Here is a 22,874-nt window from a genome sequence, read left to right on the forward strand (position 1 = left end):
GGCGCGCCTGGAGCGCGCGCGGGCGAAGGCGGTGCGCCGAGGCGCGCGGCCCGAACCGGCGACCGCATCCCGACCCCGCGGCGCCATCCCTGCGATCACCCTGGCGATCGCCCTTGCGCGCGCCGCCTCGCTCGACAGCCCCCGCGGGCCGCGCTACGTCACCGCCGATCCGAAGCGGCGCGATGCCGCGATGCGCGAGGAACGGTCCAACATGACGATTCAGGTCGGCGATCACCTGCCCCAGGCCACCTTCCGCATCACCGGCCCCGAGGGCCCCCTCGCCAAGACCACGGACGACGTGTTCAAGGGCCGCCGCGTCGTGCTGATCGGCGTGCCGGGCGCCTTCACCCCGAGCTGCCACCGCAACCACCTGCCGGGCTTCGTCAACAACAAGGACGCGATCCTCGCGCGCGGCGTCGACGCCATCGCGGTCACCTCGGTCAACGACGTGTTTGTGCTCGACGCGTGGTCGAAGGCCAGCGGCGCGGAAGGCCTCGAGTTCCTCGCCGACGGCAACGGCGACTTCGCCAAGGGTCTCGGCCTGGAGATGGACGGCAGCGGCTTCGGCCTCGGCATCCGCTCCAAGCGCTACGCGATGCTGGTCGAGGACGGCGTGGTGCGCGTCCTCAACGTCGAGGAATCGCCCTCGAAGGCCGAGACCTCGAGCGCCGAGGCGCTGCTCAAGGTGATCTGAGCCCGGCGGGGACGCCCCTGGGAGGGCGCGCCGGCCCAAGGCCGGACATGCGCCCTCGAATGGCCACCTTCCCGTTGCGAATTGCGGCCCGATCAACCCCAGGGGCCGCATGTCCTTCCTGCACGAACTGCCGATCGCCGACCTGATCGCGTCCTACGGCTACGTCGCGATCTTCGTCATCATCACCCTGGAGAGCGCCGGCGTGCCGATGCCGGGCGAGACCGTGCTGATCTCCTCGGCCGTCTATGCCGGCAGCACCGGCAACCTCAACATCGCGCTGATCATCGCCGCCGCGGCCGCCGCCGCGATCATCGGCGACAACCTCGGCTACTGGGTCGGCCGGCGCTGGGGCATGCCGCTGCTGCTGCGCTACGGCCGCGTGATCGCCCTCGACCACGGCCGGCTCAAGCTCGGGCAGTACCTGTTCCGCGAGCACGGCGGGAAGATCGTGTTCTTCGGTCGCTTCACCGCGATGCTGCGCGCCTACGCGGCGCTGCTCGCCGGGGTGAACCGGCTCGATGCCCGCCGCTTCATGCTGTTCAACGGGCTCGGCGGCCTCGCCTGGGCGACCAGCATGGGGCTGGGCTCCTACTATTGCGGCCGCTCAATCGAGCAGATCGCCGGCCCCGTCGGGCTGGCGCTGCTGGCCCTGGTGATCTTCGGCGGCCTGGCCCTGTGGCTGTTCGTGCGCCGCCACGAGACGCGGCTGCTCGCCGAAGCCGAGCGCGCGATCCCCGGCCCGCTCGCCTGAGGGGCGCGGGTCCTCCCCCCTCAGCGGCGGGTCTTGAACGGCGCCATCGCGGCCACCGCCAGCGCGTCGACGCGGTTGTTCAGCGGGTCGCTGGCGTGGCCCTTGACCCAGTGCCACTCGACCGTGTGGCGGGTGCGCGCCGCGTCGATGCGGCGCCACAGGTCCTCGTTCTTCACCGGCTTCTTGTCGGCGGTGCGCCAGCCCCGCGCCTTCCAGCCGTGGATCCAGCTGGTGACGCCCTGGCGCAGGTACTGCGAATCGGTGAACACGTCGACGCGGCAGGGACGCTTGAGCGTCTCCAGCGCCTCGATCGCGGCGAGCAGCTCCATGCGGTTGTTGGTGGTGTGCGCCTCGCCCCCCGAGATCTCGCGGCGCGTGTCGCCGTAGATCAGGATCGCGCCCCAGCCGCCGGGGCCGGGATTCCCCGAGCAGGCCCCGTCCGTGTAGATCTTGACCCGGGTGGGGGCCGCGTCGGTCGCCGCCTCGCTCATCGCGACCATCCGTAGGCCGAGGCGTCCGCGGCCTGCCGGTGGAAGCTCAGGCGGCGGTCGTACTCGCGCGGGTCCTTCGGCTGCACCAGGGCGCCGGGCGGCACGTTCAGCCAGTCGACCAGCCGCGTCAGCATGAACCGCAGCGCCGCGCCGCGGCACAGGATCGGCAGGGCCTCGATCTCGGCGGCCTCCAGCGGGCGCACCGCCTCGTAGCCGGCGATCAGCGCCGCGCCCATGTCGCGGTGGTAGGTGCCCTCAGGAGAGAAGCACCACGCGTTGAGGCAGATCGCGAGGTCGTAGGCGAAGGCGTCGGTGCAGGCGAAGTAGAAGTCGATCAGCCCCGACAACCCGTCGCCGATGAAGAACACGTTGTCGGTGAAGAGATCCGCGTGGATCACCCCGCCGGGCAGGTTCGCCGGCCAGCGCGCCTCGAGCAGGGCGAGGTCGTCGCGGGTGCGCGCGGCGAGCCCGGGCGCGACGTCGTCGGCCTGGCGCTCGGCTTGGTCGAACAGCCCCCGCCAGGCGCCGACCGAGAGGCTGTTGTCGCGACGCATGCCGAAATCGGCGCCCGCCGCATGGAGCCGGGCCAGGGCGCGTCCGAGCTCGGCACAGTGATGCGCGGTCGGCGCCTTCACCGAGACCCCGTCGAGGAAGCTGACGATCGCCGCCGGGCGGTCGCACAGGGTGCCGAGCGCCGTGCCGTCGCGGTTGCGGATCGGCTGCGGGCAGGCCAGCCCGCGGCTCGCCAGGTGCTCCATCAGGCCGATGAAGAACGGCAGGTCGCCGGCCCGCACCCGCTTCTCGTACAGGGTGAGGATGTAGGCGCCGCCGGTGGTGTGCAGGAAGAAGTTGGTGTTCTCGACCCCTTCCGCGATGCCCTTGTAGGAGAGCAGCCCGCCGATCTCGTAATCGGCGAGGAAGTCGGTCAGCGCCGCGTCGGATACCTCGGTGTAGACGGCCACGGCGCTTCTTTTCTACGGATCTTCAGATCAATCGGCACGCGACGATGTTCCCCGCCGGCCCGAGCCGGCGAGACGGGCGGGCGATGGCACCCGCCGCCCAAAGTCGCAGAGAACCTACTCGGCGGCTTCGCTGCGCAGCTCGCGCGGCAGCGGGAAGACCATGTCCTCGACCACGGTCTGCACCGTGTCGACCGTCACCGTGTAGCGGGCGGCGAAGGCGTCGATGATCTCCTCGACCAGCACCTCGGGGGCCGAGGCGCCGGCGGTGAGGCCGAGCTTGGTGATGCCCTCGAAGGCGGGCCAGTCGATCTCCTCGGCGCGGAGCACGAGGCGGGTGATCGGGCAGCCGACGCGCTCGGCGACCTCGCGCAGGCGCTGCGAGTTCGAGGAGTTCGAGGAGCCGACGACGATCAGCGCGTCGACCAGCGGCGCGATCTGCTTCACCGCCTCCTGGCGGTTGGTGGTGGCGTAGCAGATGTCGTCCTTGTGCGGCCCGGTGATGGTCGGGAACTTCGCCTTCAGGGCGGCGACGATGTGCAGGGTGTCGTCGACCGACAGCGTCGTCTGGGTGACCCAGGCGAGGTTGTTCGGGTTCTCGGGCTCGAGCGCGGCGATCTGCTCGAGGTCCTCGACCAGGGTGATCGAGCCCTTGGGCAGCTGGCCCATGGTGCCGACGACCTCCGGGTGGCCGGAATGGCCGACGAGGAGCACGTGGCGGCCGCGCTTGTGGTGGATCTCGGCCTCGCGGTGGACCTTGGTCACCAGCGGGCAGGTGGCGTCGATGGTGATCAGGCCGCGGGTGTCGGCGTTGGCCGGCACGGTCTTGGCCACGCCGTGGGCGGAGAAGATCACCGGCGCCTCGCCGTCAGGGACCTCGTCGAGCTCGCGCACGAACACCGCGCCTTTGCGCTTCAGGCTCTCGACCACGTACTTGTTGTGCACGATCTCGTGGCGGACGTAGACCGGCGGCCCGTAGATCGCGAGCGCGCGCTCGACCACGTCGATCGCCCGCACCACGCCGGCGCAGAAGCCGCGGGGGGCCGCGAGCAGGATCTCCAGCGGCGGCTTTGCGGCCGTTGCGGTGGCCCCGTCCGAGGCGGTGTCGAGATTCGTGATGGCGCTCATGATCCGGGATGTGGCGAGGAGGGGCCCGCCCTGTCAACCGGGCGGCCGCGGCAAACCCGCCGCGTGGGCACGCGCTATAGCACGTTTGCCGGCGCGGGTGACCCCCGGAGCCGGCGTTCGTCGAAGGGGGGGGATTCGGGGGCGCTGCGCGGTTCGCGTCGGGGTTCAGGTCCCGGCGCCGACGAGCCGCGCCTTGGCGGCCGAGGCGAGAAAGCCGGATCGGGTCTCGCCGGCCGAGGCGGCCGCGCGATCGATCCGCTTCAGCAGATTCTCCTCGACCGAGATGTTCACCCGCACGGCGCGCCCGGGGAGGTCGACGTCGATGAGGGCGACGATCGCATCGGCGCTGTCCTCGCGGAACACGCGATCGCGGCGCAGCGCGTCGAGCGAGCGGATGCCGGGGATCGGCTCGCCATCCTCGACCAGGCCGCCGACATGGAAGGCCAGCATCTCGGCCGCCTTCACGTAGAGCGTGTCGAGGTCGTCCGCGCCGGTGGTGGCGCCGGGGAAATCGGGGAACGAGGCGCCGTAGTTTCCGGCCTCGCCGTGGATCAGCATGACGACACGGGCCATGGGCGGTGCTTCCCGTCGGACCGACGATCCGGCCTCATCCTCGAAGGGCGGAGGCGTCACCACGCCCACCCGGCTTGCCGATACACGCTTCGCAGCGGGCCGATCGCCTGCTCGCGCCGACCGGCATCCACCGTCACCCGTCCCGGCCTGGTCGGATGCTTGAGCTGGACATGATCGCCCGGGCCCTTCCGCGCGATCCCCCATCCGTCGGCTTCGAGGGCGGCCAGCAGGTCGCGGGTCTTGGAGAGGCGGACGCGAGGCGGCATGGCGATCCCGTCCGGGTCGCTCGCTGCGGCCGCAGCGCGGTCGATCCGCGGGCCTGCAAGCCGGATTATAAGCGTCGCCCGTCGTTGCGCAAGCTTGTGTATGGCAAGCGCGCGTGCGGACGGCGCGATCGGCAGCGCGCGCCTGCCGTCCGACCTTCGTGACCGCGCGTCCCGCAACCGGGACGCGACCGCCGCCCCCTCCGGCCCCGCCTCAGGCGGCGCGGAGCGAAGCCAGCATGCGGCTCATCTCGGCGTTGAGGTGCTCGGACTGGCGCGACAGCTCGGTGGCGGAGGTCAGCACCTGCGAGGCCGCGGCGCCGGTCTCGTCGGCCGCCGCCGCGAGCCCGCCGATGTTGGCCGTCACCGCCCCCGTCCCGGAGGCCGCCTCGCCGACGTTGCGCACGATCTCCTGGGTCGCCGCGCCCTGCTCCTCCACCGCCGCCGCGATCGAGGCCGACACCCCGGAGATCTCCCGGATCCGTCCCGCGATCGCGTCGATCGCCGCGACCGCCTGGCGGGTCGAGTCCTGGATCCGCCCGATCTGGCTGCCGATCTCGCCGGTGGCCCGCGCCGTCTGCGCGGCGAGCTCCTTCACCTCGGCCGCCACCACCGCGAAGCCGCGTCCGGCCTCGCCGGCGCGCGCCGCCTCGATCGTGGCGTTCAGGGCGAGCAGGTTGGTCTGCCCGGCGATCGACGAGATCATCGCCACCACGTCGCCGATCCGGGCCGCCGCCTCGCTCAGGTCCTGCACCACGGCCGCCGTCTGCGCCGCCTCGGCCACCGCCCCCTGCGCCAGCGCCGAGGAGCCGCCGACCTGCCGCCCGATCTCCAGCACCGACGAGCCGAGCTCCTCGGCCGCCGCCGCCACCGTGCTGACGTTCGAGGCCGCCTCCTCGGCGGCCATCGCCACCGTCGTCGACTGCGATGCCGTCTGCGTCGCGGTCGCCGTCATGCTCTGCGCCGTCGCCTGCAGCTCGGTCGCCGCCGCGGTCACCGTCGCGACAATGCCGCCGACCGAGCGCTCGAAGGTGTCGGCCATCTGCCGCATCGCGGCCTTGCGCTGCGCCTCCGCGCCGGCCCGCGCCAGGGCGGTCTCGCTCTCCAGCGCCCGCATGCGCAGCAGCGCAGCCTTGAACACCTGCACCGCGTCGGCGATGCGGCCCATCTCGGTGCGCGTGCCCTGGAGCGGGATCGCGGTCTCGAGGTCGCCCTCGGCCAGGGCCTGCATCGGCCGGACGACGCGGTCGATCCCGCGGCCGATGCCGGCGATCAGCAGCACGGCCATCGCGACCGCCAGGGCCAGGGCCGTCCCGAGGGCCGCGACCATCCAGAACCGGGTGCGCGCGACGGATGCCGCGGCGGACGCTTCCGCGCGCGCGGCGCCCTCCGTGTTGAGGGCGATGATCCTCTCCAGGGCGATCGAGGCGTTGCGGCGCGCGCCGATCCCCTTGCTCTGGTAGGCGAGCAGCGCCTCGGCCTTCTCGCCGGCGCGGGAATGGGCGAGGATCGGCGCCTCGGTGGCGGTGAAGGCGCCCCACTCGCGCAGGAAGCTCTCGTACAGCGCCCGCTCCTCGGGCTGCGCGATGCCGCGCGCGTAGGCGGCCATCCCGGTCTCGATCGCCTGGCCGCGCTGGGCGATGTCGCCCTCGATGGCGGCCAGCGCCTTCGGCTCGGTGGTGAGCATGTGCCGCAGCAGGCTGGTGGTGTACCGCCCGGTCAGCGCGTCGAGGGCGCCGGCGTCGCGGACGTTCGGCAGCCACCGCGTCTGCACGTCGACCAGCCGTTCCTCGACCGTCGCGATGCCGGACAGGCCGGCGAGCCCGAGCCCGAGCACGAACAGGGTCAGCGTCGCGAAGGCGGCGACGAGCCGCGTGCGGATCGAAACATTTCTCAGGGACACGCGCGACTCCGGGAATAAAGTCATCATGGGCTTCGGCGCCCGAACATTTGCTCGCAATAAAGTATAGGTGGCCCGCGTTAAGGAATACAAAAGCGCAACCCCGATCCGTGCCCGACGCCCGGGGGACGGCGTTCCGCGCCGGCCGTTCCGGCGGGCCCGCGCGCCGGCCGGGTGACGAACGGCACCCGCAAGGCCCTCGCGCCTCCGCGCCGTCCGCGGTAAGGGCAGGACGTCCCGTCCTCGCGATCAGGCGCTTCATGGCGAGCCCGGCCGAACATGCGAGCTTCCTGCCGCCGGTGCTGACGTTCCTGTCGGCGGCGGTGATCGGCGTGCCGATCTTCCGGCTGCTCGGGCAGAGCGCGGTGCTGGGCTACCTCGTCGCCGGGGTGCTGATCGGCCCGTCCGGCCTGTCGCTGATCGCCGAGCCCGAGACGGCGGCGAGCGTCGCCGAGATCGGCGTGGTGCTGCTGCTGTTCATCGTCGGGCTCGAATTGCACCTGTCGCAGCTCGTCTCGATGCGCCGCGACATCTTCGGGCTCGGCACGGCGCAGCTCGTCGTCTGCGCGATCGTGCTCGGGGGCCTCGGCGTGCTGCTCGGCGCGGCGCCCAGCGCCAGCGGCATCATCGGCATCACGCTGGCGCTCTCGGCCACCGCGGTGGCGCTGCAGCTCCTGGAGGAGCGCGGCGACCTCGGCACCGCCTACGGCAGCCGCGCCTTCGCGGTGCTGCTGTTCCAGGACATCGCCGTCGTCGGCATCCTGGCGCTGATGCCGCTCCTGGCATCGGCCGGCGGCGGCAGCGGCGCGCCCTGGCTCGGGGACGCGGCGCTCTCCACCGGCAAGGCGCTGGCGGCGATCGTCGCCGTGGTGCTCGTCGGCCGCTACGGCCTGAACCGCTTCTTCCGCCTGCTCGCCGCGAGCGGCGCCCGCGAGGTGATGACGGCGGCGGCCCTCCTGGTGGTGCTCGGCACCGCGCTGCTGATGGCCGAGGTCGGCCTGTCGATGGCGATGGGCGCGTTCCTGGCCGGCATCCTGCTGTCGGAATCGAACTTCCGCCACCAGCTCGAGGCCGACATCGAGCCGTTCCGCGGCATGCTGCTCGGCCTGTTCTTCATGAGCGTCGGCATGTCGATCGACGGCGGGCTGGTGCGCGCGGTCTGGCCGCTGCTGTTCGGGGCGACCTTCGCGGCGATCCTGGTCAAGGTCGCGCTGGTGGCCGGGCTGTTCCGCCTGTTCGGCTCGACCTGGCTCGACGCGGTGCGCGGCGCCGCGATCCTGGCGCCGGCCGGCGAGTTCGCCTTCGTGCTGCTGCCGCTCGCCGGCTCGCTGGGCTTGACCGACGCCACCGCCACGCGCTTCGCGGTGGCGCTCGCCGCCCTCACCATGCTGATCGGCCCGGTGGCGGCCAAGGGCCTCGACAAGGCGCTCGACCTCGCCCGCGCCCGCCGCGGCGGCGAGGCGCTGCCGGCCACCGACGTGGTCGAGAGCGCCGAGGCCCGCGTCCTGGTGATCGGCTTCGGCCGGTTCGGGCAGATCCTGACGCAGGTGCTGCTCGCCGAGGGCATCGGCGTCACGGTGATCGACAAGGACGTCGAGCAGATCCGCTCGGCCTCGCGCTTCGGCTTCCGGATCTACTACGGCGACGGCACCCGCCTCGACGTGCTGCGCGCCGCCGGCATCGGCCGGGTCGACCTGGTGTGCCTGTGCATCGACGACGCCGAGGCGGCGCTGAAGATCGTCGACATCGTCCACGAGGAGTTCGAGTCGGTCCGCACCTACGTCCGGGCCTACGACCGGATGCACGCCGTCGAGCTGATGAACCGCGACGTCGACTTCCACATCCGCGAGACCGCCGAATCCGCCCTGGTGTTCGGCCGTGCGACGCTGGAGGGCCTCGGGCTGTCCGCCGACGCCGCCGCCGCGCGGGTCGAGGACGTGCGCAAGCGCGACGTCGCCCGCCTCGTGCTGCAGCAGGCCGGGGCGCTCCCCGAGGGCGGCGGCTGGCTGCGCGGCATCGGCGTGCCCGAGATGAAGCCGGAGCCGCTCACCGCCCCGCAGCGCCCGGCCCGCGCGCTCTCGGCCGAGACCCGCGACATCATCGGCAACGACCGCCGCGAGGCCGCCGGCCGCATGCTCGACCGGCCGCCGGTCGACACCGCCGAGCGCGAGGCCGAGCGCGAGGCCGAGGCCGCGGCGCAGGCGGAGGCGGACGCCCAGGCTGCGCGCGCGATCCGCACGCCGGCGATGGAGGTCCAGAGCGGTGAGCGGTGAGGCGGACGCCGCCCTTCCCCCTCCCCCTGAAGCGGGGAAGGGTCCCCCCCGCAGCAGGGGGAGAGAGCGGAGCGCGTCGTCCGGAGACGGCGCTCCCCTCTCACGGCCCTCGCCGACGCGAGACCCTCCCTCCCCCGCTTCGGGGGGAGGGAAGACCGTGCCACCCGATGCCGGCCGCTTCGTCACCGGCTCGATCCTGCGCCACGTGGTGGTGATGAGCGCCACCGGCTCGATCGGCCTGATGGCGGTGTTCGTCGTCGACCTGCTGTCGCTGCTCTACGTGTCGAAGCTCGGCGACACCGACCTCACCGCCGCGGTCGGCTTCGCCGCGATCGTCCAGTTCTTCGCCATCGCCATCAACATCGGCCTGATGATCGCCGCCGGCGCCCTAGTCAGCCGCGCGATCGGCGCCGGCGACCGGGACGGCGCGCGGCGGATCGCGACCTCGTCGACGCTGCTCGGGCTCGCCGCCTCCGCCCTCCTCGTGGCGCTGCTGCTGCCGCTGTCCGACCCGCTGCTGCGGGCGATCGGCGCGGAGGGCGAGACGCTGACCGTGGCCGAGCGCTTCCTCTGGATCGCCCTGCCCTCGAACGTGCTGATGGGTCCGGGGATGATGTTCTCCGGGCTGCTGCGCGCGGTCGGCGCCGCGCGCCAGGCGATGTTCGTGACGCTCGGCGGCGCGCTGGTGACGGTGGGGCTCGATCCGCTGCTGATCTTCGGGGCCGGGCTCGGGGTCGACGGGGCGGCGATCACCACCTGCGTGGCGCGCGCCACCTTCGCGCTGATCGGCTGGCACGGGGTGCGCCAGCACCGGATGCTGGCGCCCGCGAGCCTCGCGGCGACGGTCGCCGACGCGCCGCTGGTGTTCCGGATCGCGCTGCCGGCGGTGCTCACCAACCTCGCGCCGTCGGTGGCGAGCGCCTTCCTCGCCCACGTGCTGGCCCGCTACGGCGCGGTGGCGGTGGCGGCCAACGTGGTGATCGACCGGCTCACCCCGGTGGCCTTCGGCGGGCTGTTCGCCCTGTCGGGCTCGATCGGCCCGATCCTCGGCCAGAACTGGGGCGCCCGCCGCTTCGACCGGATGCGCGGCGTGCTCCGCGACGGCGCGCTCGTGACCTTCCTCTACGTGGCGGTGGTGTGGGCCGCCCTGGTGCTTGCCCGCGGCCCGCTGATGCGGCTGTTCGCGCTCGACGGGGTCGCCGCCGACCTGTTCGGCTTCTTCTGCCTCGTCAGCGGCGGGGTGTGGTTCTTCAACGGCCTGCTGTTCCTGGCCAACGCCGCGTTCAACAACCTCGGCTTCCCGTTCCGCTCGACCCTGCTCAACTGGGGCCGGGCGACGCTGGGCACGATGCCGCCGGCGCTCGCGGGCGCCGCCCTGTACGGGCCGCGCGGGGTTCTCGCCGGCGTCGGCATCGGCTCGCTCGCCTTCGGGCTGGCCGGCATCCTGATGGCCGCCCGCACGGTCACGCTGCTCGAGCGCGACGTCGTGGTGCCGGCGCGCGCGCCCGATCCCGAGGCGAGCGTCGCCGCCGGCCCGGCCCATGGCGGCGCGCTGGTGTAGCGCGCCGCGTCGCGTCGGCAGGCGCGACGTCCCCGGCATCCCGGCCGGGACGCGATCCCCGGTGGATGCGCGGCACCGATCGCGCCGGGACGCGCCCGAACGTTGGCCGGCAACTGGCCAGCGGCGTCGATAAGGGTCTAGACTTGGAACGCGCGGCCCGCGATGCGGTTTTCCGCGCGGCGAACAGACCAAGGCCGCGTGATGTTCAACCCGCTCGACATGCTTCAGGCCCAGAACGGCGCCGGGATGCAGAGTGTGGCCCAGCAGTTCGGCCTCACCCCCGAGCAGACGCGCCGGGCGATGGAGGCCCTGATGCCGGCCTTCGCGCTCGGGCTGCAGCGCAGCGCCGTCCCCGACCCGACCGGCCTGTCGCAGATGTTCGGGCTGGCCGGCGCCCGCCCCGCCGCGAGCCCGGCACCCAGCCCGGCCGAGACCATGCTCGGGCAGATTTTCGGCTCGCCGGCCCTCACCCAGGCGATCCTGCAGCAGGCCTCCTCGGCCAGCGGCGTCGGCTCGCAGGTGCTGCGCCAGATGCTGCCGATGATGGCCGGCGCGGTGGTCGCGAGCATCGTCCACATGCTGCTGAACCAGCAGGCTCCGGAGGCCAAGCCGGCGCCCGCCCCGGCGCCCTCGCCGTTCGCGGTCGCGCCGGGCTGGGCCGAGATGATGAAGGCGTTCGTCCCGGCGCAGGCCGCGCCGGAGGCGCAGAAGCAGGCCGCCAGGCCCCCGGTCTCGAAGCCCCAGGTCTCGAAGCCCGCACCGAAGCCGGAACCCGATGCCGCCGGCGGCATGTTCCAGCAGATGCTGAAGACCGGCGCCGAGGTTCAGGAACAGAACGTCAAGGCGATGCAGGGCCTGTTCGAGGCGTTCTGGGCCGAGGCCGACCCCGCCAAGGCGGCCGCGGCCAAGCCCTCGGGCACGACGCCGAACGCCGACCCCGCCTCGGAGCCGGACGCGTCGCACCGGTCGCGCAAGGGTCGGCCGGGGACGCGCTGAGGTTGGTCAGTTCTGGCTGACCGCGTTTCCGATGGTCTGGTAGACGGTGCTGACCTTGGACGCGTAGAGGCGCAGGCTGCCGACGATGGCCAGGAAGACCAGCCCCGAGATCAGGGCGTACTCGATGCTCGTCGCGCCGCGCGCGTCGGCGGCGAAGCGGCGCTTCGGCGGCACGGCTCCGGCCCCTTTCGACAGTTCGACGACCGTCCTCGACATCGATGATCGCCTTCCTCGGCCGAACCGGCACACGGCGACCCTACCCGCGCGACCTTGAGGATGTTTTAACTCGATCGGCGACGGGCGACCGTCGCGGCATCCGCCGAAGCAGGATCCGTGCGACCGGCCGTTTTGCGGGTCCCCTCCCCCGCTTGCGGCGAGAGGGGATGGGCGCTCGGGCGACCCGTCGGGAGCGGGCCCCGCGGGCGCCTTCGCTCCGCTCAGCCGTGGCCGGCTTCCTTGCGCAGGGCGTCGATGCGCTTGGAGGCCTCGGCCTTGTCGATGTCGGGATCGAACGCCTCGGGCTCCTTGGTCTCCTCCGACAGGGTCTTGAGATAGGAGGCCTGCGCACCGGTCATCGGCTCGCCGCCCGTGGTCCACTGGTCGGGATCCTTGATCTGGTTCGACACGTCCTTCGGGTCGGTCTTCGGGTTCTCGTTCGAAGCGGACTTCGTGTCGGACTTCGAATCGGACTTCGCCGTGGTCTTGGCAGCGGCCTTGGTCATCGGGCACTCACGCGTTCATGGAATGTTCCGTCAGAACGCGGCCCGCATCCCCGAGGTTCCCCGCCGGCCGGAACCGGCGGGGGATAAGACGCCCCAGGCCGCGCGAACCTTCAGGCTGCGCGCGCCTGCGGCTGCACCTCGGCGAGGTAGTCGTCCATCAGCGTGCGGGTGATCGCGCCCGGCGCGAACCGGTAGGGCCCGATCTCGGAGACCGGGGTGACCTCGGCGGCCGAGCCGGTGATGAAGCATTCCGAGAAGTCGGCCATCTCCTCGGGGCGGATGCGGCGCTCGGTGACCGCGAGGCCGCGGCGGCGGGCCAGCTCGATCACCGTCTGCCGGGTGATGCCGTTGAGGAAGCGGTCGGCGGTGGGGGTGTGGATCGCCCCGTCGCGGATGAAGAACACGTTGGCGCCGGTGCACTCGGCGACGTTGTCCTCGAAGTCGAGCATCAGCGCGTCGGCATAGCCCTTGTTCTCGGCCCGGTGCTTGGAGATCGTGCAGATCATGTACAGGCCCGCCGCCTTCGAGGCGCAGGGGGCGGTGCGGGGATCGGGCCGGCGATACTCGGCGATGTCGAGGCGGATGCCCTTCATCTTGGTGGCGGCGTCGAAGTAGCTCGGCCATTCCCAGGCGGCGATCGCCAGGTGGATGGTGTTGCCCTGGGCCGAGACGCCCATCATCTCCGAGCCGCGCCAGGCGACCGGGCGGAGATACGCGTCCTGCAGGCCGCTGACCTTGAGCACGGCCTCCTTGGCCGCGACGATCTCGGCGGCCGAATACGGCACCGCGAAGTCGAGCAGCTCGGCGGAGCGGCGCAGGCGCTCGGCATGGGCGAGGCTCTTGAAGATCACCCCGCCATAGGCGCGCTCGCCCTCGAACACCGACGAGCCGTAATGCAGCCCGTGGCTCAGCACGTGGATCTTGGCGTCCCGCCACGGCACCATGGCGCCGTCGAACCAGATGGTGCCCTCGCGCTCGTCGAACGGGATCACGGACATGGGAACGTCTTCCTGGAAATCGTCGCGGCCCGCGCAACCTGCGGGCCCTTCGGCGGGGACGATGTCGATGGGCGCGCATGCGGGCGGCGCCGGCGGGGTTGACGGGTACCAACCGGCCTGGAATATGTCAACGACACTGACGTATATCGCGCGCGCGCTCCTCCTTCCCATCCTCTCCGCTCCGACGTCCTTCGCGCCGACGTTCGTCTCCTCTCCCGCCCTTCGCGCCGCAACCGGACCCGGGCCGCACGTGACATCTCCCGCCCTCCGCGAACGCAAGGACGCCGCCGAGCCGGCCGCCGCCTGCAGCAGCGACGACCTGATCGAGCTCCTGTTCTTCGCCTATCGCGACTTCGTCGGCGATCCGGACCGGATCCTGGCCGAGTACGGCTTCGGCCGGGCGCACCACCGGGTGCTGCACTTCGTCGACCGCTATCCCGGCCTGACCATCGCCGAATTGCTCGACATCCTGCGCATCACCAAGCAGAGCCTCAACCGGGTGCTGAAGGACCTGATCGGCCAGGGCTACATCGCCCAGCGGCCCGGCACCCAGGACCGGCGCCAGCGCCTGCTCACCTGCACGCCGAGCGGCGCGGCGCTGGCCGCCGACCTCACCCGCGTGCAGGCGCGGCGGCTGGCCCGCGCGCTGGCCTCGCCGGAGGATGCGGCCGCCCCCGAGAGCTTCCTGATGGCGATGATCGAGCCCGACGAGCGCGCGGTGGTGCGCCGCCTGATGGCCCGCCGCGGCGGCGGGGCCGCCTGATGGCCGCCCATGCCCGCACCGAGCTCTCCGACGGGGCGCCGCACGTCCTCGTGGTCGACGACGACCGGCGCCTGCGCGAGCTGCTCGCCCGCTACCTCGCCGAGCAGGGGTTCCGCGTCACCGCCGCCGCGAGCGCGGCCGAGGCGCGGGCCAAGGCGCAGAGCCTGGTCTTCGACGCGATGGTGCTCGACGTGATGATGCCGGGCGAGGACGGCTTCGCCTATGCGCGCAGCGTGCGCGAGACCTCGCGCGTGCCGATCCTGATGCTCACCGCCCGCTCCAACCCGAACGACCGGGTGATGGGCCTCGAGATCGGCGCCGACGACTACCTGCCGAAGCCGTTCGAGCCGCGCGAGCTGACGCTCCGGCTCACCAACATCATCAACCGGGCGTCGGGCCCGCGCCGCGACACCGGCACCGGCGACGTGGTGACCTTCGGGCCGTTCTCCTACCGGATCGAGCGCGGGGAGCTGCGCCGCGAGGACGAGATGATCCGCATCACCGAGCGCGAGCGCGAGATCCTGACGATCCTGGCCGGCGCCCACGGCGCCAACGTCGAGCGCGAGGTGCTGGCCGGAGGCGGGGGCCTCGCCGCCGAGCGCACCATCGACGTGCAGATCAACCGCCTGCGCCGCAAGACCGAGGTCGACCCGGCCAACCCGACCTTCCTGCAGACCGTGCGCGGGGTGGGGTACCGGCTCGCGGTGGATTGAGGGGCGATGGCGCCCCTCAGATCTCGATCTCGGTCCCCACCTCCACCACCTGCCGCGTCGGCAGCCCGAAATGGGCGCCGGTGCGCTCGGCGTTGCGCTTCATGAAGGCGTAGAGGCCCTCGCGCCAGCTGTGCATGCCGGGGTTGGTCGGCGACGGGATGATGGCCTCGTGGCCGACGAAGTAGGTGATGTCCTCCACGAACTCCGCCGGCAGCAGGCCGCTCGCCACCGCGCATTGCAGCCCTTCGGGAATCGAGGCCGTCTGCATGAAGCCGTAATGCAGCACCACGCGCTCCATCCCGGGCGTGTATTTCGAGATCGCCTTGCGGATGCCCGAAGCCACGAGCGTCACCTCCGCGCGCTGCGACGCCGGCACGATCGGCTCCTCCTCGTAGATCACGGTGATCAGGAGGATGCGCTCGTGCAGGCAGCGGCTGCGCTCGACCAGGCGCCCGAGCGCCATCGGGATGCCCTCGCTCGCCGCCGAGAGGAAGGCGGCGGTGCCGGGCAGCGTCACCGGCGGGTGCGAGGCGAGGCGGGCGAGGAAGGCGTCCTCCTTCTGCCGCAGCGGCTCGCGCACCGCCTCCAGTACCCGGTTGCCCTTCATCCAGGTCAGCATCAGGAAGGCGACCGAGAAGGCCAGCACCAGCGGGAACCAACCGCCCTCGAGGAGCTTCGCGCTGTTGGCCGCCAGGAACACCAGGTCGATGGCGAGGAAGAAGCCGTTGACCGCGAGCACCGCGGCGAGGCCGTAGCCCCAGCGCAGCGCGATCAGCGCGGCGAGCAGCGTGGTGATGCCCATCAGCGCCGAGACGGCGATGCCGTAGGCGCCGGCCAGCGCATCGGAGGAGCCGAACAGCACCACTGCGACGAGGGTGGCGAGCGCCAAGAGCCAGTTCACCGCCGGCACGTAGATCTGCCCGCGCTCGTGCTTGTCGGTGTGGACCACCCGCATCGCCGGCATGAAGCCGAGCTGGATCGCCTGCTGCGTCAGGGAATACACCCCCGAGATCACCGCCTGCGAGGCGATGACGGTGGCCATGGTGGCGAGCGCCACGAGGGGATAGTGCGCCCAGTCCGGCGCGAGCCGGTAGAACGGGTTCTCGATCGCGTCCGGCTCGGCGATGAGCAGCGCGCCCTGCCCGCAATAGTGGATCAGCAGCGCCGGCAGCACGAGGCCGAACCACGCGGTGCGGATCGCCGGCGCCCCGAAATGCCCGAGATCGGCATACATCGCCTCGCCGCCGGTGACCGCGAGGAAGGCCGCGCCGAGCATCAGGAACGAGACGTGCCAGCCGGCATGGACCAGGAAGTCGACCGCCCGCCACGGGTTGACCGCCGCCAGGATCTGCGGCGCGTGCCAGATGCTCGGGATCGCCAGCAGCACCAGGACGGAGAACCACACCAGCATCACCGGGCCGAACACCCGGCCGATCACCGCCACGCCCTGCCGCTGGACCAGGAACAGCCCGATCAGGATCAGGATCGTCAGCGGGACGACGAAGGGGCTCAGCACCGGCGCGTCGACCTTCAGCCCCTCGATCGCCGACAGCACCGAGATCGCCGGGGTGATCGCGCCGTCGCCGTAGAGAAGCGCCGCGCCGACGAGCCCGACCACCAGCAGCAGCGCCTGCCAGGTGCCGGCCTTGGCGTGGCGGGCGCCGAGCAGCGCCAGCATCGCGACGATGCCGCCCTCGCCGCGGTTGTCGGCGCGCAGGATCAGCACCGCGTATTTCAGCGAGACGATCAGGATCAGCGCCCACAGGATCAGCGAGACCGCGCCGGTGGCCGCCGCCGCGACCGGCGCCCCGCCGGAGATGCCGGCCTTCACCGCCTCCTTGAAGGCGTAGAGCGGGCTGGTGCCGATGTCGCCGTAGACGACCCCGAGCGCCCCGAGCGTCAGCGACGGCCCGGCCGCGTGCCGCACCGCCCCGGGCTTTCGCGCCACCGGGGCGACCGGGAGCGCACGCTCCTGCGAAGGGCTGACGGCTCGGCTCACGGACACGCCCCTCGGATCGAAGATCGGCGCGAGGCTGCCTGCATCCGCGCGGCCGTTCAAGATGCCGGTGCGGGCGAATGCTGTGGGAACACGGCGATGTGTCCGGGTTGCACAAGTCGGGACGGCCCGGAATCGCGGAGAGACGGGATCCGATCCGTCGACCGCCCCGACGTGACCCGCCCCGACGTGGCCTGCCTCGACGTGACCTGCACCGACGGGATCTGCTCCCAGCCGGTTCGGCTGCGCCCCGCGTGCGGCCGGGGCCGGCACGATTTCAGGACGCGCGTGCGGCCGGGGCGAAACTCGCGGCGAGCATCGTCCGGTCCCCGGCCGGCATCCCACGCGCCGCCATGAACTCCGGCACGCGCCGCATCGCCGCCTGGACCGCCTCGCGAATGCTGTCGGCCGCGATGCGGGACAGCTTGAACCGCGGATGGGACGCGAACGCCCGTTCGGCATCCCATTCGGGACCAAGGCCCGGCGCCGGCGCGCAGACATGCCGCATCACGCCCGGATGCGGTGCGATGTCGAAGACCGGCGACAGCCGCCACCCGTCGCCCGCACCGAGGAACGCGTGGGTGCGCAGGTGGTCGTCGGTGATGTGGAGGCACGCGTTCACCAGGAGCCGCCGGAACATCTCCGGAAACGCGTTCGCGACGCCGATCGACTCCGCGACCGCCGCGATGTCGACGTAGGTCTTCCGGGTGCCGTAGCCGAAGCTCGGCTCCTTGAGCAGCGTGGCCGCACTCAGATAGGCGATCGGCTCGCCTTCCGAGGTGCGGTCGAACCGTTCGACGAGAAGCGCGCTTCGACCGCCGATATCGAGAAGCTCGCGAGCCGGGACCGACAGGCCGGCCGCCTCGGCGACGTCGAGGCAGACCGCCTCCGCGCGCGGATCGTCGAACCTGTCGCCCCAGGCGGGAAACTTCGCGATCCACTGGCGCCCGCGGTGCCGCAGCCGCGCCTTGGGGCGGGCGCCCCCGACGTCGGCGCTGTTGCGGAGGAGCACCTGCAGGTGATGCGAGGCGCTGCGGCCGTCCTCGATCGCCTTGGCCGCCGCCAGCAGCGCCGCGACGTCGTCCTCCGCGGCGGGCAGGTGCAGGAGCGGGGCTTCGTCCGGAACCCAGGTCCGGGGACCGTCCGGGGTCGGGCCGAAGGCGAGGTCCCCCGTTCGCGTGGTTCCGCCCAGGGCAAGATACTCGGCCATCCCGAGGCGTCGATGCGGGAAGGCCCGATCGAGGATGCCCTTGCCCCAGCCGTCGGGCCCGGCATCGTGAAAGGCGAGGTGGACTTCGTCGGGATGAGCCGACCTCGACCGGCCGCTGATCGGAAGCCCGATCGGATCGATCGGCCTCGGGGTCCCGGAGCGAAGGACGGACTTGGCGTAGACGAAGCGGCCGATCCGCCTGTCGCCCCCTTCGAAGCGGAGCGAGCCGACGGGGACGTAGCGCGCCGCATCCCATCGGAAGACGACGAGCTCGTCGAGGCGGCCGGATTCAGAAATCCGCCACATGGGCAGACCTCCTCGATCGCCGGCGGCCGAGCACGGCGTCCATGTCGTCGCCGATCGGATCGGCGGCGACGATCTCCCCGAGGCGTTCGGTATAGCCGAGGACGGTCAGCGCCTTGAGCAGGATGCCGACCGCCACGCCCGGACGCCCGTTCTCGATCGCGACCACGGATGGGCGGCCGACCCCCATGCGCTCGGCGAACGCGGCCTGGGTGAGGTTTCGGCGCAGCCGTGCGAGCCGGATGGTCTGGCCGAGCCTCGCGAGGCTCGCCAGTTCGTCGCTCGACAGGACCGTGGTCGTGCGCATGGCTAGAACTCCATACGTTATCTCGGTTTGTGATATATCTTCTGATCGCCTGAAGGACCAGCACGGACTGCCGGGCGGCAACCCTCCGCCGAACCGACCGGACACGGGCTCGCGTCGCCTCCGTGGGCTCGCCGACGCGCCGGCCGCCTGAGCTGGGCGCCGCGACGCACCCAGTGCGCTCCGGTGCCCACGATGCCGCGTAACCGATGGCCTCGGCTGCGCGTACATGAGGATCGGCCCCCGCCCCGCGCGCGCCGCGCCCCCTCGCTCGGAGACCGCCATGTCCACGAACATGTCCCTGACACCCAAAGCGTCCGGCCTGCGCGGGGTCGCGCTCGCGACGGTCGCGGGCCTCGCCCTGATGGCCGGTGCGGTCTCGCTGCGCGGCCTCGCCCATGCGGAGGAGCCCGGCCGGCGCCTGCCGGAGGCCGCCGTGACCGCCCGGGAGACCGCGAAGGAGACCGGCCTGGGCACCGCGACGCTCGCCGGCGGCTGCTTCTGGGGCGTGCAGGGGGTGTTCCAGCACGTGCGTGGCGTCCGCCGGGCCGTGTCGGGCTATGCCGGCGGCGACGCGTCGGATGCACGCTACAGCGCGGTCAGCACCGGTGGCACCGGCCATGCCGAGGCGGTGCGCATCACCTACGATCCCAAGGTGATCCGCTACGACGAGCTGCTGCGGATCTTCTTCTCGGTGGCGCTCGACCCGACGCAGGTGAACCGCCAGGGCCCGGATTCCGGCCCGCAATACCGCTCGGCGATCTTCCCCGCCGACGCGGAGCAGGCGCGGGTCGCCGAGGCCTACATCGCCCAGCTCGACGCCGCGCACGCCTACGCGAAGCCGATCGCCACGCGGATCGAGCCGGGCGCGACCTTCTACCCGGCGGAAGGCTACCACCAGGACTTCATGGCGAGCCACCCGAACCACCCCTACATCGCCGCCAACGACGCGCCGAAGCTGCGCGACCTGCAGGCGCTGTTCCCCGAGCGCACCGCGCCGGAGCCGGTGCTGGTCGGCGGCCGCCCGCCGGCCTGAGGACGTCTCACGGGCCGAATCGGCCACCGGCCCGGCACGGGTGTTGTCATCATTGACAACACCCGTGCCGGGCCGCTAGGGATGGCACCATGACGGCGGTGCTGATCGAGAAATCCCGCACCGTCCTCAGCGACACCGCCTTCTTCGAGGTGACGCTCTGGCATGTCCCAGCCCCGGTCCCGGGCAGCCTGCATGCCTTCAAGTACCGGCTCGCCCTCGTCGTGAACGGCGCGTGCGTGCTTCGCTACGACAACGAGCGCGGCAAGGGCGATCACCGCCCTATCGGATCGCGGGAGGACCGGTTCGCCTTCACGAGCCTGGAAGCCCTCTTCGACGCCTTCGAGGCCGACATGAGAAGGATCCTGGGATGAGCATTCTGACGGTCGGCATCGGATCCGTGGCGGATGCGAGGACCCGCTTCCTCGAGGCGGCCGCCGATGCCATGGCCGGGCACGCCGCAGCCGCTGCGCCGACGATCTACTTTGCCAGCTACGATGCGTTGCATCGCGTCCTCGCGCCGTCGCGCCTGGCGATCGTCAAGGCGATGGCGGGCCAGGGACCGCTCGCCATCCGCGAAGTCGCCCGGCGGGTCGGTCGCGACGTCCAGGCGGTGCATCGGGACGTGGTGACGCTGGCGGAGGCCGGCGTCGTCGACCGGTCGGACGCGGGCGTGACCTTCCCCTACGACCGGATCCATTTCGAGTTCGACGTCGGCGCCGCCGCCTGAGCGCGGGCGAGCCGGTCCCTGAGGGCCGCCCCCGCGCACCGCGACAATCCTGCGCCCTTCCCCCCTCCCGTGCCGCCGGCGCCCTTGTCCTGCCGCTCCGATCCGCGCCAGGATCGCCGGGTCGGCGAAAGGGGACCGGATCATGGCTGTGACGTCGGGACCCGGAGCCCCAAACCCCCTCGACGTCGTGCCGATCGAGGATGCCAGCCTCGGGGCGTTCTACCGGAGCATGACCACCCCCGAGCGGCGCACCTTCTGGGCCTGCGCCGCCGGCTGGGCGCTCGACGGCATGGACTTCATGATCTACCCGCTGGTGATCGGCACGATCATCAGCCTGTGGAGGGTCGATCCGGGCACGGCCGGCCTCGCCGCCACCGTCACGCTGCTGGCCTCCGCGCTCGGCGGGTGGCTCGCCGGCTTCGTCGCCGACCGCATCGGCCGCGTGCTGACGCTGCAGATCACCATCCTCTGGTTCTCGGTCTTCTCGCTGGTCTGCGCCTTCGTGCAGAACTTCGAGCAGCTGCTCGTCGCCCGCGCGCTGCTCGGCCTCGGCTTCGGCGGCGAGTGGGCGGCCGGCGCGGTGCTGATGGGCGAGACCATCCGGGCGCAGTATCGCGGCCGGGCCGTCGGCTCGGTGCAGTCCGGCTGGGCGATCGGCTGGGGGATGGCGGTGCTGTCGCAGGCGGTGCTGTTCTCCTATCTCCCGCCCGAGAGCGCGTGGCGCTGGATGTTCGCGATCGGCGCGCTGCCGGCGCTGCTGGTGTTCTACCTCCGCCGCTACGTCGCGGAGCCGAAGGTCGCCGCCGAGACCCGCGCCAGGGCGCGCGCGGCCGGCGAGGAGCCCAAGCTCTGGGAGATCTTCGCCGGCCCGCTGCTGCGCACCACGATCCTGGCCTCGCTCGCCGCCGCCGGCTGCCAGGGCGGCTACTACGCCATCACCACCTGGCTGCCGCGCTACCTCACCACCGAGCGCGGCCTGTCGATCGTCTCCTCCACCGGCTACCTCTCGGCGCTGATCGTGGGCTCGTTTGCCGGCTACCTCGTCGGCGCCTGGCTCGCCGACCGGCTCGGGCGGCGCCCGCTGTTCCTGATCTTCTCGATCGGCGCGATCCTGGTCATCGTCGCCTACACCCAGCTGCCGCTCTCGAACGCGGTGCTGTGGGTGCTGGGCTTCCCGCTCGGCTTCTTCGCCTCGGGCTACTTCTCGGGGATGGGCGCCTTCCTCACCGAGCTCTACCCGACGCGGCTGCGCGGCTCGGGCCAGGGCTTCTGCTACAATTTCGGGCGGGGCCTCGGCGCGCTGTTCCCGTTCCTGGTGGGCGAGCTCTCGAAATCGATCGGCCTCGCCTCGGCGATCGCGGTCTTCGCCGCGGGCGCCTACGGCGTGTTCTTTCTCGCCGCCTTCGCCCTGCCGGAGACGCGGGGGAAGGTGCTGCACGCCGACGGGTAGGGGGACGGGTTTGTCCCTCCCCCCTTAAGCGGGGGAGGGTGGGCCTCGCGTCAGCGAGGGTCGGGAGAGGGGAGCGACCTCTCCGGACAACGCGCTCCCCTCTCCCGACCCGCTGCGCGAGCCACCCTCCCCCGCTCAGGGGGGAGGGAAAGACTGCGTCGAGTTCGGAGGAGAGGACGCCATGACCCCGATCCGCGATTGCCCCGCCCCCGATCCGCATCCCGCCGGCCCGACGCGCTACGCGGTGCCGGCGGGGGCGGTCGACAGCCATGCCCACGTGATCGGCCGGCCGCCGGCCCATCCGTTCGTGGAGAATCGCAGCTACACCCCGCCGGCGGCGCCGGCGCAGGCCTACCTGGCGATGCTCGACGCCACCGGCATGGCCCACGGCGTGCTGGTCCAGGTCAGCGTCCACGGCACCGACAACCGGCTGCTGCTGGAGACGCTGGCCGCGAACGCCGAGCGCCTGCGCGGCATCGCCGTGATCCCCCTCGGGCTGCCCGAGCGCGACCTCCGCGCGATGAAGGACGCCGGCATCGTCGGCCTGCGCCTCAACGTGCTCTACGGCGGCGGCATCGATTTCGCGGCGGTCGAGGCCTACGGCGCGCTCGCCCGCGAGATGGGCTGGCACCTGCAATTCCTGATCGACGCCCGCAGCCTGCCGCCGCTGGCCCAGCGCCTCTCGCGGCTGCCGGTGCCCTTCGTCGTCGACCACATGGGCCACATGCCGACCGCGGCGGGCCTTTCGGACCCGGGCTTTTCCACCCTCGTGGCGCTGGTGCGCGACGGCGCCTGGGTGAAGCTCTCGGGCGCGTTCCGCACCTCGGTGGCGGGCGCGCCCTTCGCCGACACCATCCCCTTCGCCCGGGCGCTGAACGACGCCGCACCCGAGCGCTGCCTATGGGGCTCCGACTGGCCGCACGTCGCCGCCAGGGACGGGCCGCCGAAGCTCGCGACGCTCCTCGACCTGATCGCCGACTGGGTGCCGGACGAGGCCAGGCGCCGAAGGCTCTTCGTCGAGAACCCGCGCGCGCTCTACGGCTTCGGCTAGGCCTGGGCTTCG

Annotated in this window: 24 protein-coding genes; 12 read left to right on the forward strand and 12 right to left on the reverse strand. The window is 72.2% G+C overall.

All coding sequences use genetic code 11. From position 1 onward, the window contains the following. Nucleotides 1-211 precede the first annotated feature (211 nt). Together MKK55_RS24680 and MKK55_RS24685 are read left to right on the forward strand one after the other, a co-directional pair. The gene (locus MKK55_RS24680; RefSeq protein WP_147728447.1) at nt 212-694 is read left to right on the forward strand and encodes a peroxiredoxin; all 483 of its coding nucleotides are present in this window, start codon (nt 212-214) and stop codon (nt 692-694) included. A gap of 109 nt (nt 695-803) precedes the next feature. Continuing rightward, nucleotides 804-1,445 carry a DedA family protein gene (locus MKK55_RS24685; RefSeq protein ID WP_243938129.1) on the forward strand — a complete coding sequence of 214 codons (642 nt, stop codon included), beginning with the start codon at nt 804-806 and terminating at the stop codon, nt 1,443-1,445. Nucleotides 1,446-1,465: 20 nt separating this feature from the next. Here the strand turns inward: MKK55_RS24685 and rnhA are convergent, their stop codons facing one another. The 6 genes from rnhA to MKK55_RS24715 form a co-directional block, all read right to left on the reverse strand. Continuing rightward, the gene (rnhA, locus tag MKK55_RS24690; RefSeq protein WP_147728442.1) at nt 1,466-1,936 is read right to left on the reverse strand and encodes a ribonuclease HI; all 471 of its coding nucleotides are present in this window, start codon (nt 1,934-1,936) and stop codon (nt 1,466-1,468) included. Continuing rightward, entirely contained in the window at nt 1,933-2,898 is a 966-nt protein-coding gene (locus tag MKK55_RS24695) for a homoserine kinase (protein ID WP_243938131.1), read from the reverse strand. Before MKK55_RS24695 ends, rnhA begins: the two co-directional genes overlap by 4 nt. 114 nt (nt 2,899-3,012) lie before the next feature. After that, a complete protein-coding gene (gene ispH / locus MKK55_RS24700; protein WP_243931827.1) occupies nt 3,013-4,023 on the reverse strand; it encodes a 4-hydroxy-3-methylbut-2-enyl diphosphate reductase in 1,011 nt (336 codons plus the stop codon). A 165-nt stretch (nt 4,024-4,188) separates the two neighbouring features. Further along, nucleotides 4,189-4,596 carry a type II toxin-antitoxin system HicB family antitoxin gene (locus MKK55_RS24705; RefSeq protein WP_243938133.1) on the reverse strand — a complete coding sequence of 136 codons (408 nt, stop codon included), beginning with the start codon at nt 4,594-4,596 and terminating at the stop codon, nt 4,189-4,191. A 56-nt stretch (nt 4,597-4,652) separates the two neighbouring features. After that, entirely contained in the window at nt 4,653-4,862 is a 210-nt protein-coding gene (locus MKK55_RS24710; RefSeq protein WP_243938135.1) for a type II toxin-antitoxin system HicA family toxin, read from the reverse strand. A 211-nt stretch (nt 4,863-5,073) separates the two neighbouring features. Further along, nucleotides 5,074-6,762, reverse strand: a complete 1,689-nt coding sequence (locus MKK55_RS24715; protein WP_243938137.1) for a methyl-accepting chemotaxis protein — start codon at nt 6,760-6,762, stop codon at nt 5,074-5,076. Nucleotides 6,763-7,019: 257 nt separating this feature from the next. Between MKK55_RS24715 and MKK55_RS24720 the strand changes: the two genes are divergently transcribed. The 3 genes from MKK55_RS24720 (at nt 7,020) to MKK55_RS24730 (ending at nt 11,589) form a co-directional block, all read left to right on the forward strand. After that, a complete protein-coding gene (locus MKK55_RS24720) occupies nt 7,020-9,032 on the forward strand; it encodes a monovalent cation:proton antiporter-2 (CPA2) family protein (RefSeq protein ID WP_147859476.1) in 2,013 nt (670 codons plus the stop codon). A gap of 214 nt (nt 9,033-9,246) precedes the next feature. Continuing rightward, nucleotides 9,247-10,593, forward strand: coding sequence for an MATE family efflux transporter (locus tag MKK55_RS24725; protein ID WP_243931850.1), 1,347 nt, complete (start codon nt 9,247-9,249; stop codon nt 10,591-10,593). A 201-nt stretch (nt 10,594-10,794) separates the two neighbouring features. Then, nucleotides 10,795-11,589 carry a DUF937 domain-containing protein gene (locus MKK55_RS24730; protein ID WP_243938139.1) on the forward strand — a complete coding sequence of 265 codons (795 nt, stop codon included), beginning with the start codon at nt 10,795-10,797 and terminating at the stop codon, nt 11,587-11,589. A gap of 6 nt (nt 11,590-11,595) precedes the next feature. On the opposite strand, the gene MKK55_RS24735 is transcribed toward MKK55_RS24730, so the two are convergent. The 3 genes from MKK55_RS24735 to MKK55_RS24745 all read right to left on the reverse strand — a co-directional run bounded on the left by MKK55_RS24735 (nt 11,596) and on the right by MKK55_RS24745 (nt 13,309). Continuing rightward, nucleotides 11,596-11,805, reverse strand: coding sequence for a Flp family type IVb pilin (locus MKK55_RS24735; protein ID WP_243938141.1), 210 nt, complete (start codon nt 11,803-11,805; stop codon nt 11,596-11,598). A gap of 221 nt (nt 11,806-12,026) precedes the next feature. Beyond that, nucleotides 12,027-12,311, reverse strand: coding sequence for a DUF3072 domain-containing protein (locus tag MKK55_RS24740; RefSeq protein ID WP_243931820.1), 285 nt, complete (start codon nt 12,309-12,311; stop codon nt 12,027-12,029). 110 nt (nt 12,312-12,421) lie between these two features. Further along, nucleotides 12,422-13,309, reverse strand: a complete 888-nt coding sequence (locus tag MKK55_RS24745; RefSeq protein WP_147728600.1) for a branched-chain amino acid aminotransferase — start codon at nt 13,307-13,309, stop codon at nt 12,422-12,424. A 250-nt stretch (nt 13,310-13,559) separates the two neighbouring features. Here MKK55_RS24745 and MKK55_RS24750 point away from each other — a divergent pair, with 250 nt between their 5' ends. Then, nucleotides 13,560-14,072, forward strand: a complete 513-nt coding sequence (locus MKK55_RS24750) for a MarR family winged helix-turn-helix transcriptional regulator (RefSeq protein WP_147859478.1) — start codon at nt 13,560-13,562, stop codon at nt 14,070-14,072. Further along, the gene (locus MKK55_RS24755; RefSeq protein ID WP_147729183.1) at nt 14,072-14,785 is read left to right on the forward strand and encodes a response regulator; all 714 of its coding nucleotides are present in this window, start codon (nt 14,072-14,074) and stop codon (nt 14,783-14,785) included. Before MKK55_RS24750 ends, MKK55_RS24755 begins: the two co-directional genes overlap by 1 nt. Before the next feature lie 16 nt (nt 14,786-14,801). On the opposite strand, the gene MKK55_RS24760 is transcribed toward MKK55_RS24755, so the two are convergent. From MKK55_RS24760 to MKK55_RS24770, 3 genes are all read right to left on the reverse strand, one after another. Further along, the gene (locus tag MKK55_RS24760) at nt 14,802-16,784 is read right to left on the reverse strand and encodes a potassium transporter Kup (protein WP_409566122.1); all 1,983 of its coding nucleotides are present in this window, start codon (nt 16,782-16,784) and stop codon (nt 14,802-14,804) included. 274 nt (nt 16,785-17,058) lie between these two features. Beyond that, nucleotides 17,059-18,297, reverse strand: a complete 1,239-nt coding sequence (locus tag MKK55_RS24765) for a type II toxin-antitoxin system HipA family toxin (RefSeq protein WP_243938143.1) — start codon at nt 18,295-18,297, stop codon at nt 17,059-17,061. Next, nucleotides 18,281-18,601 carry a helix-turn-helix transcriptional regulator gene (locus MKK55_RS24770; protein WP_147729654.1) on the reverse strand — a complete coding sequence of 107 codons (321 nt, stop codon included), beginning with the start codon at nt 18,599-18,601 and terminating at the stop codon, nt 18,281-18,283. Before MKK55_RS24770 ends, MKK55_RS24765 begins: the two co-directional genes overlap by 17 nt. Before the next feature lie 292 nt (nt 18,602-18,893). On the opposite strand from MKK55_RS24770, the gene msrA reads away from it, so the two are divergent. The 5 genes from msrA (at nt 18,894) to MKK55_RS24795 (ending at nt 22,862) form a co-directional block, all read left to right on the forward strand. Continuing rightward, nucleotides 18,894-19,634 (forward strand): peptide-methionine (S)-S-oxide reductase MsrA, encoded by a 741-nt coding sequence (gene msrA / locus MKK55_RS24775; RefSeq protein ID WP_243938224.1) that lies wholly within the window; start codon nt 18,894-18,896, stop codon nt 19,632-19,634. Nucleotides 19,635-19,723: 89 nt separating this feature from the next. Beyond that, complete coding sequence (locus MKK55_RS24780; RefSeq protein ID WP_147843770.1) at nt 19,724-20,005, forward strand: DUF6516 family protein; 282 nt, start codon at nt 19,724-19,726, stop codon at nt 20,003-20,005. Beyond that, entirely contained in the window at nt 20,002-20,361 is a 360-nt protein-coding gene (locus tag MKK55_RS24785; protein ID WP_243938145.1) for a helix-turn-helix domain-containing protein, read from the forward strand. Before MKK55_RS24780 ends, MKK55_RS24785 begins: the two co-directional genes overlap by 4 nt. 142 nt (nt 20,362-20,503) lie before the next feature. Then, on the forward strand, nt 20,504-21,811 hold the full coding sequence (locus MKK55_RS24790; RefSeq protein WP_243938147.1) for an MFS transporter: 1,308 nt from the start codon (nt 20,504-20,506) through the stop codon (nt 21,809-21,811). A 181-nt stretch (nt 21,812-21,992) separates the two neighbouring features. Beyond that, the gene (locus MKK55_RS24795) at nt 21,993-22,862 is read left to right on the forward strand and encodes an amidohydrolase family protein (protein WP_243938149.1); all 870 of its coding nucleotides are present in this window, start codon (nt 21,993-21,995) and stop codon (nt 22,860-22,862) included. Nucleotides 22,863-22,874: the final 12 nt, after the last annotated feature.

It is taken from the genome of Methylobacterium sp. J-059 (assembly GCF_022829485.1).
GTDB lineage: Bacteria > Pseudomonadota > Alphaproteobacteria > Rhizobiales > Beijerinckiaceae > Methylobacterium.

Coding starts and splice junctions, on each gene's coding strand:
- MKK55_RS24680 (WP_147728447.1), top strand. CDS start 212: ATGACGATTCAGGTCGGCGATCACCTGCCCCAGGCCACCTTCCGCATC.
- MKK55_RS24685 (WP_243938129.1), top strand. CDS start 804: ATGTCCTTCCTGCACGAACTGCCGATCGCCGACCTGATCGCGTCCTAC.
- rnhA (WP_147728442.1), bottom strand. CDS start 1,936: ATGAGCGAGGCGGCGACCGACGCGGCCCCCACCCGGGTCAAGATCTAC.
- ispH (WP_243931827.1), bottom strand. CDS start 4,023: ATGAGCGCCATCACGAATCTCGACACCGCCTCGGACGGGGCCACCGCA.
- MKK55_RS24705 (WP_243938133.1), bottom strand. CDS start 4,596: ATGGCCCGTGTCGTCATGCTGATCCACGGCGAGGCCGGAAACTACGGC.
- MKK55_RS24710 (WP_243938135.1), bottom strand. CDS start 4,862: ATGCCGCCTCGCGTCCGCCTCTCCAAGACCCGCGACCTGCTGGCCGCC.
- MKK55_RS24720 (WP_147859476.1), top strand. CDS start 7,020: ATGGCGAGCCCGGCCGAACATGCGAGCTTCCTGCCGCCGGTGCTGACG.
- MKK55_RS24725 (WP_243931850.1), top strand. CDS start 9,247: ATGAGCGCCACCGGCTCGATCGGCCTGATGGCGGTGTTCGTCGTCGAC.
- MKK55_RS24730 (WP_243938139.1), top strand. CDS start 10,795: ATGTTCAACCCGCTCGACATGCTTCAGGCCCAGAACGGCGCCGGGATG.
- MKK55_RS24735 (WP_243938141.1), bottom strand. CDS start 11,805: ATGTCGAGGACGGTCGTCGAACTGTCGAAAGGGGCCGGAGCCGTGCCG.
- MKK55_RS24740 (WP_243931820.1), bottom strand. CDS start 12,311: ATGACCAAGGCCGCTGCCAAGACCACGGCGAAGTCCGATTCGAAGTCC.
- MKK55_RS24745 (WP_147728600.1), bottom strand. CDS start 13,309: ATGTCCGTGATCCCGTTCGACGAGCGCGAGGGCACCATCTGGTTCGAC.
- MKK55_RS24755 (WP_147729183.1), top strand. CDS start 14,072: ATGGCCGCCCATGCCCGCACCGAGCTCTCCGACGGGGCGCCGCACGTC.
- MKK55_RS24765 (WP_243938143.1), bottom strand. CDS start 18,297: ATGTGGCGGATTTCTGAATCCGGCCGCCTCGACGAGCTCGTCGTCTTC.
- MKK55_RS24770 (WP_147729654.1), bottom strand. CDS start 18,601: ATGCGCACGACCACGGTCCTGTCGAGCGACGAACTGGCGAGCCTCGCG.
- msrA (WP_243938224.1), top strand. CDS start 18,894: ATGTCCCTGACACCCAAAGCGTCCGGCCTGCGCGGGGTCGCGCTCGCG.
- MKK55_RS24780 (WP_147843770.1), top strand. CDS start 19,724: ATGACGGCGGTGCTGATCGAGAAATCCCGCACCGTCCTCAGCGACACC.
- MKK55_RS24785 (WP_243938145.1), top strand. CDS start 20,002: ATGAGCATTCTGACGGTCGGCATCGGATCCGTGGCGGATGCGAGGACC.
- MKK55_RS24790 (WP_243938147.1), top strand. CDS start 20,504: ATGGCTGTGACGTCGGGACCCGGAGCCCCAAACCCCCTCGACGTCGTG.
- MKK55_RS24795 (WP_243938149.1), top strand. CDS start 21,993: ATGACCCCGATCCGCGATTGCCCCGCCCCCGATCCGCATCCCGCCGGC.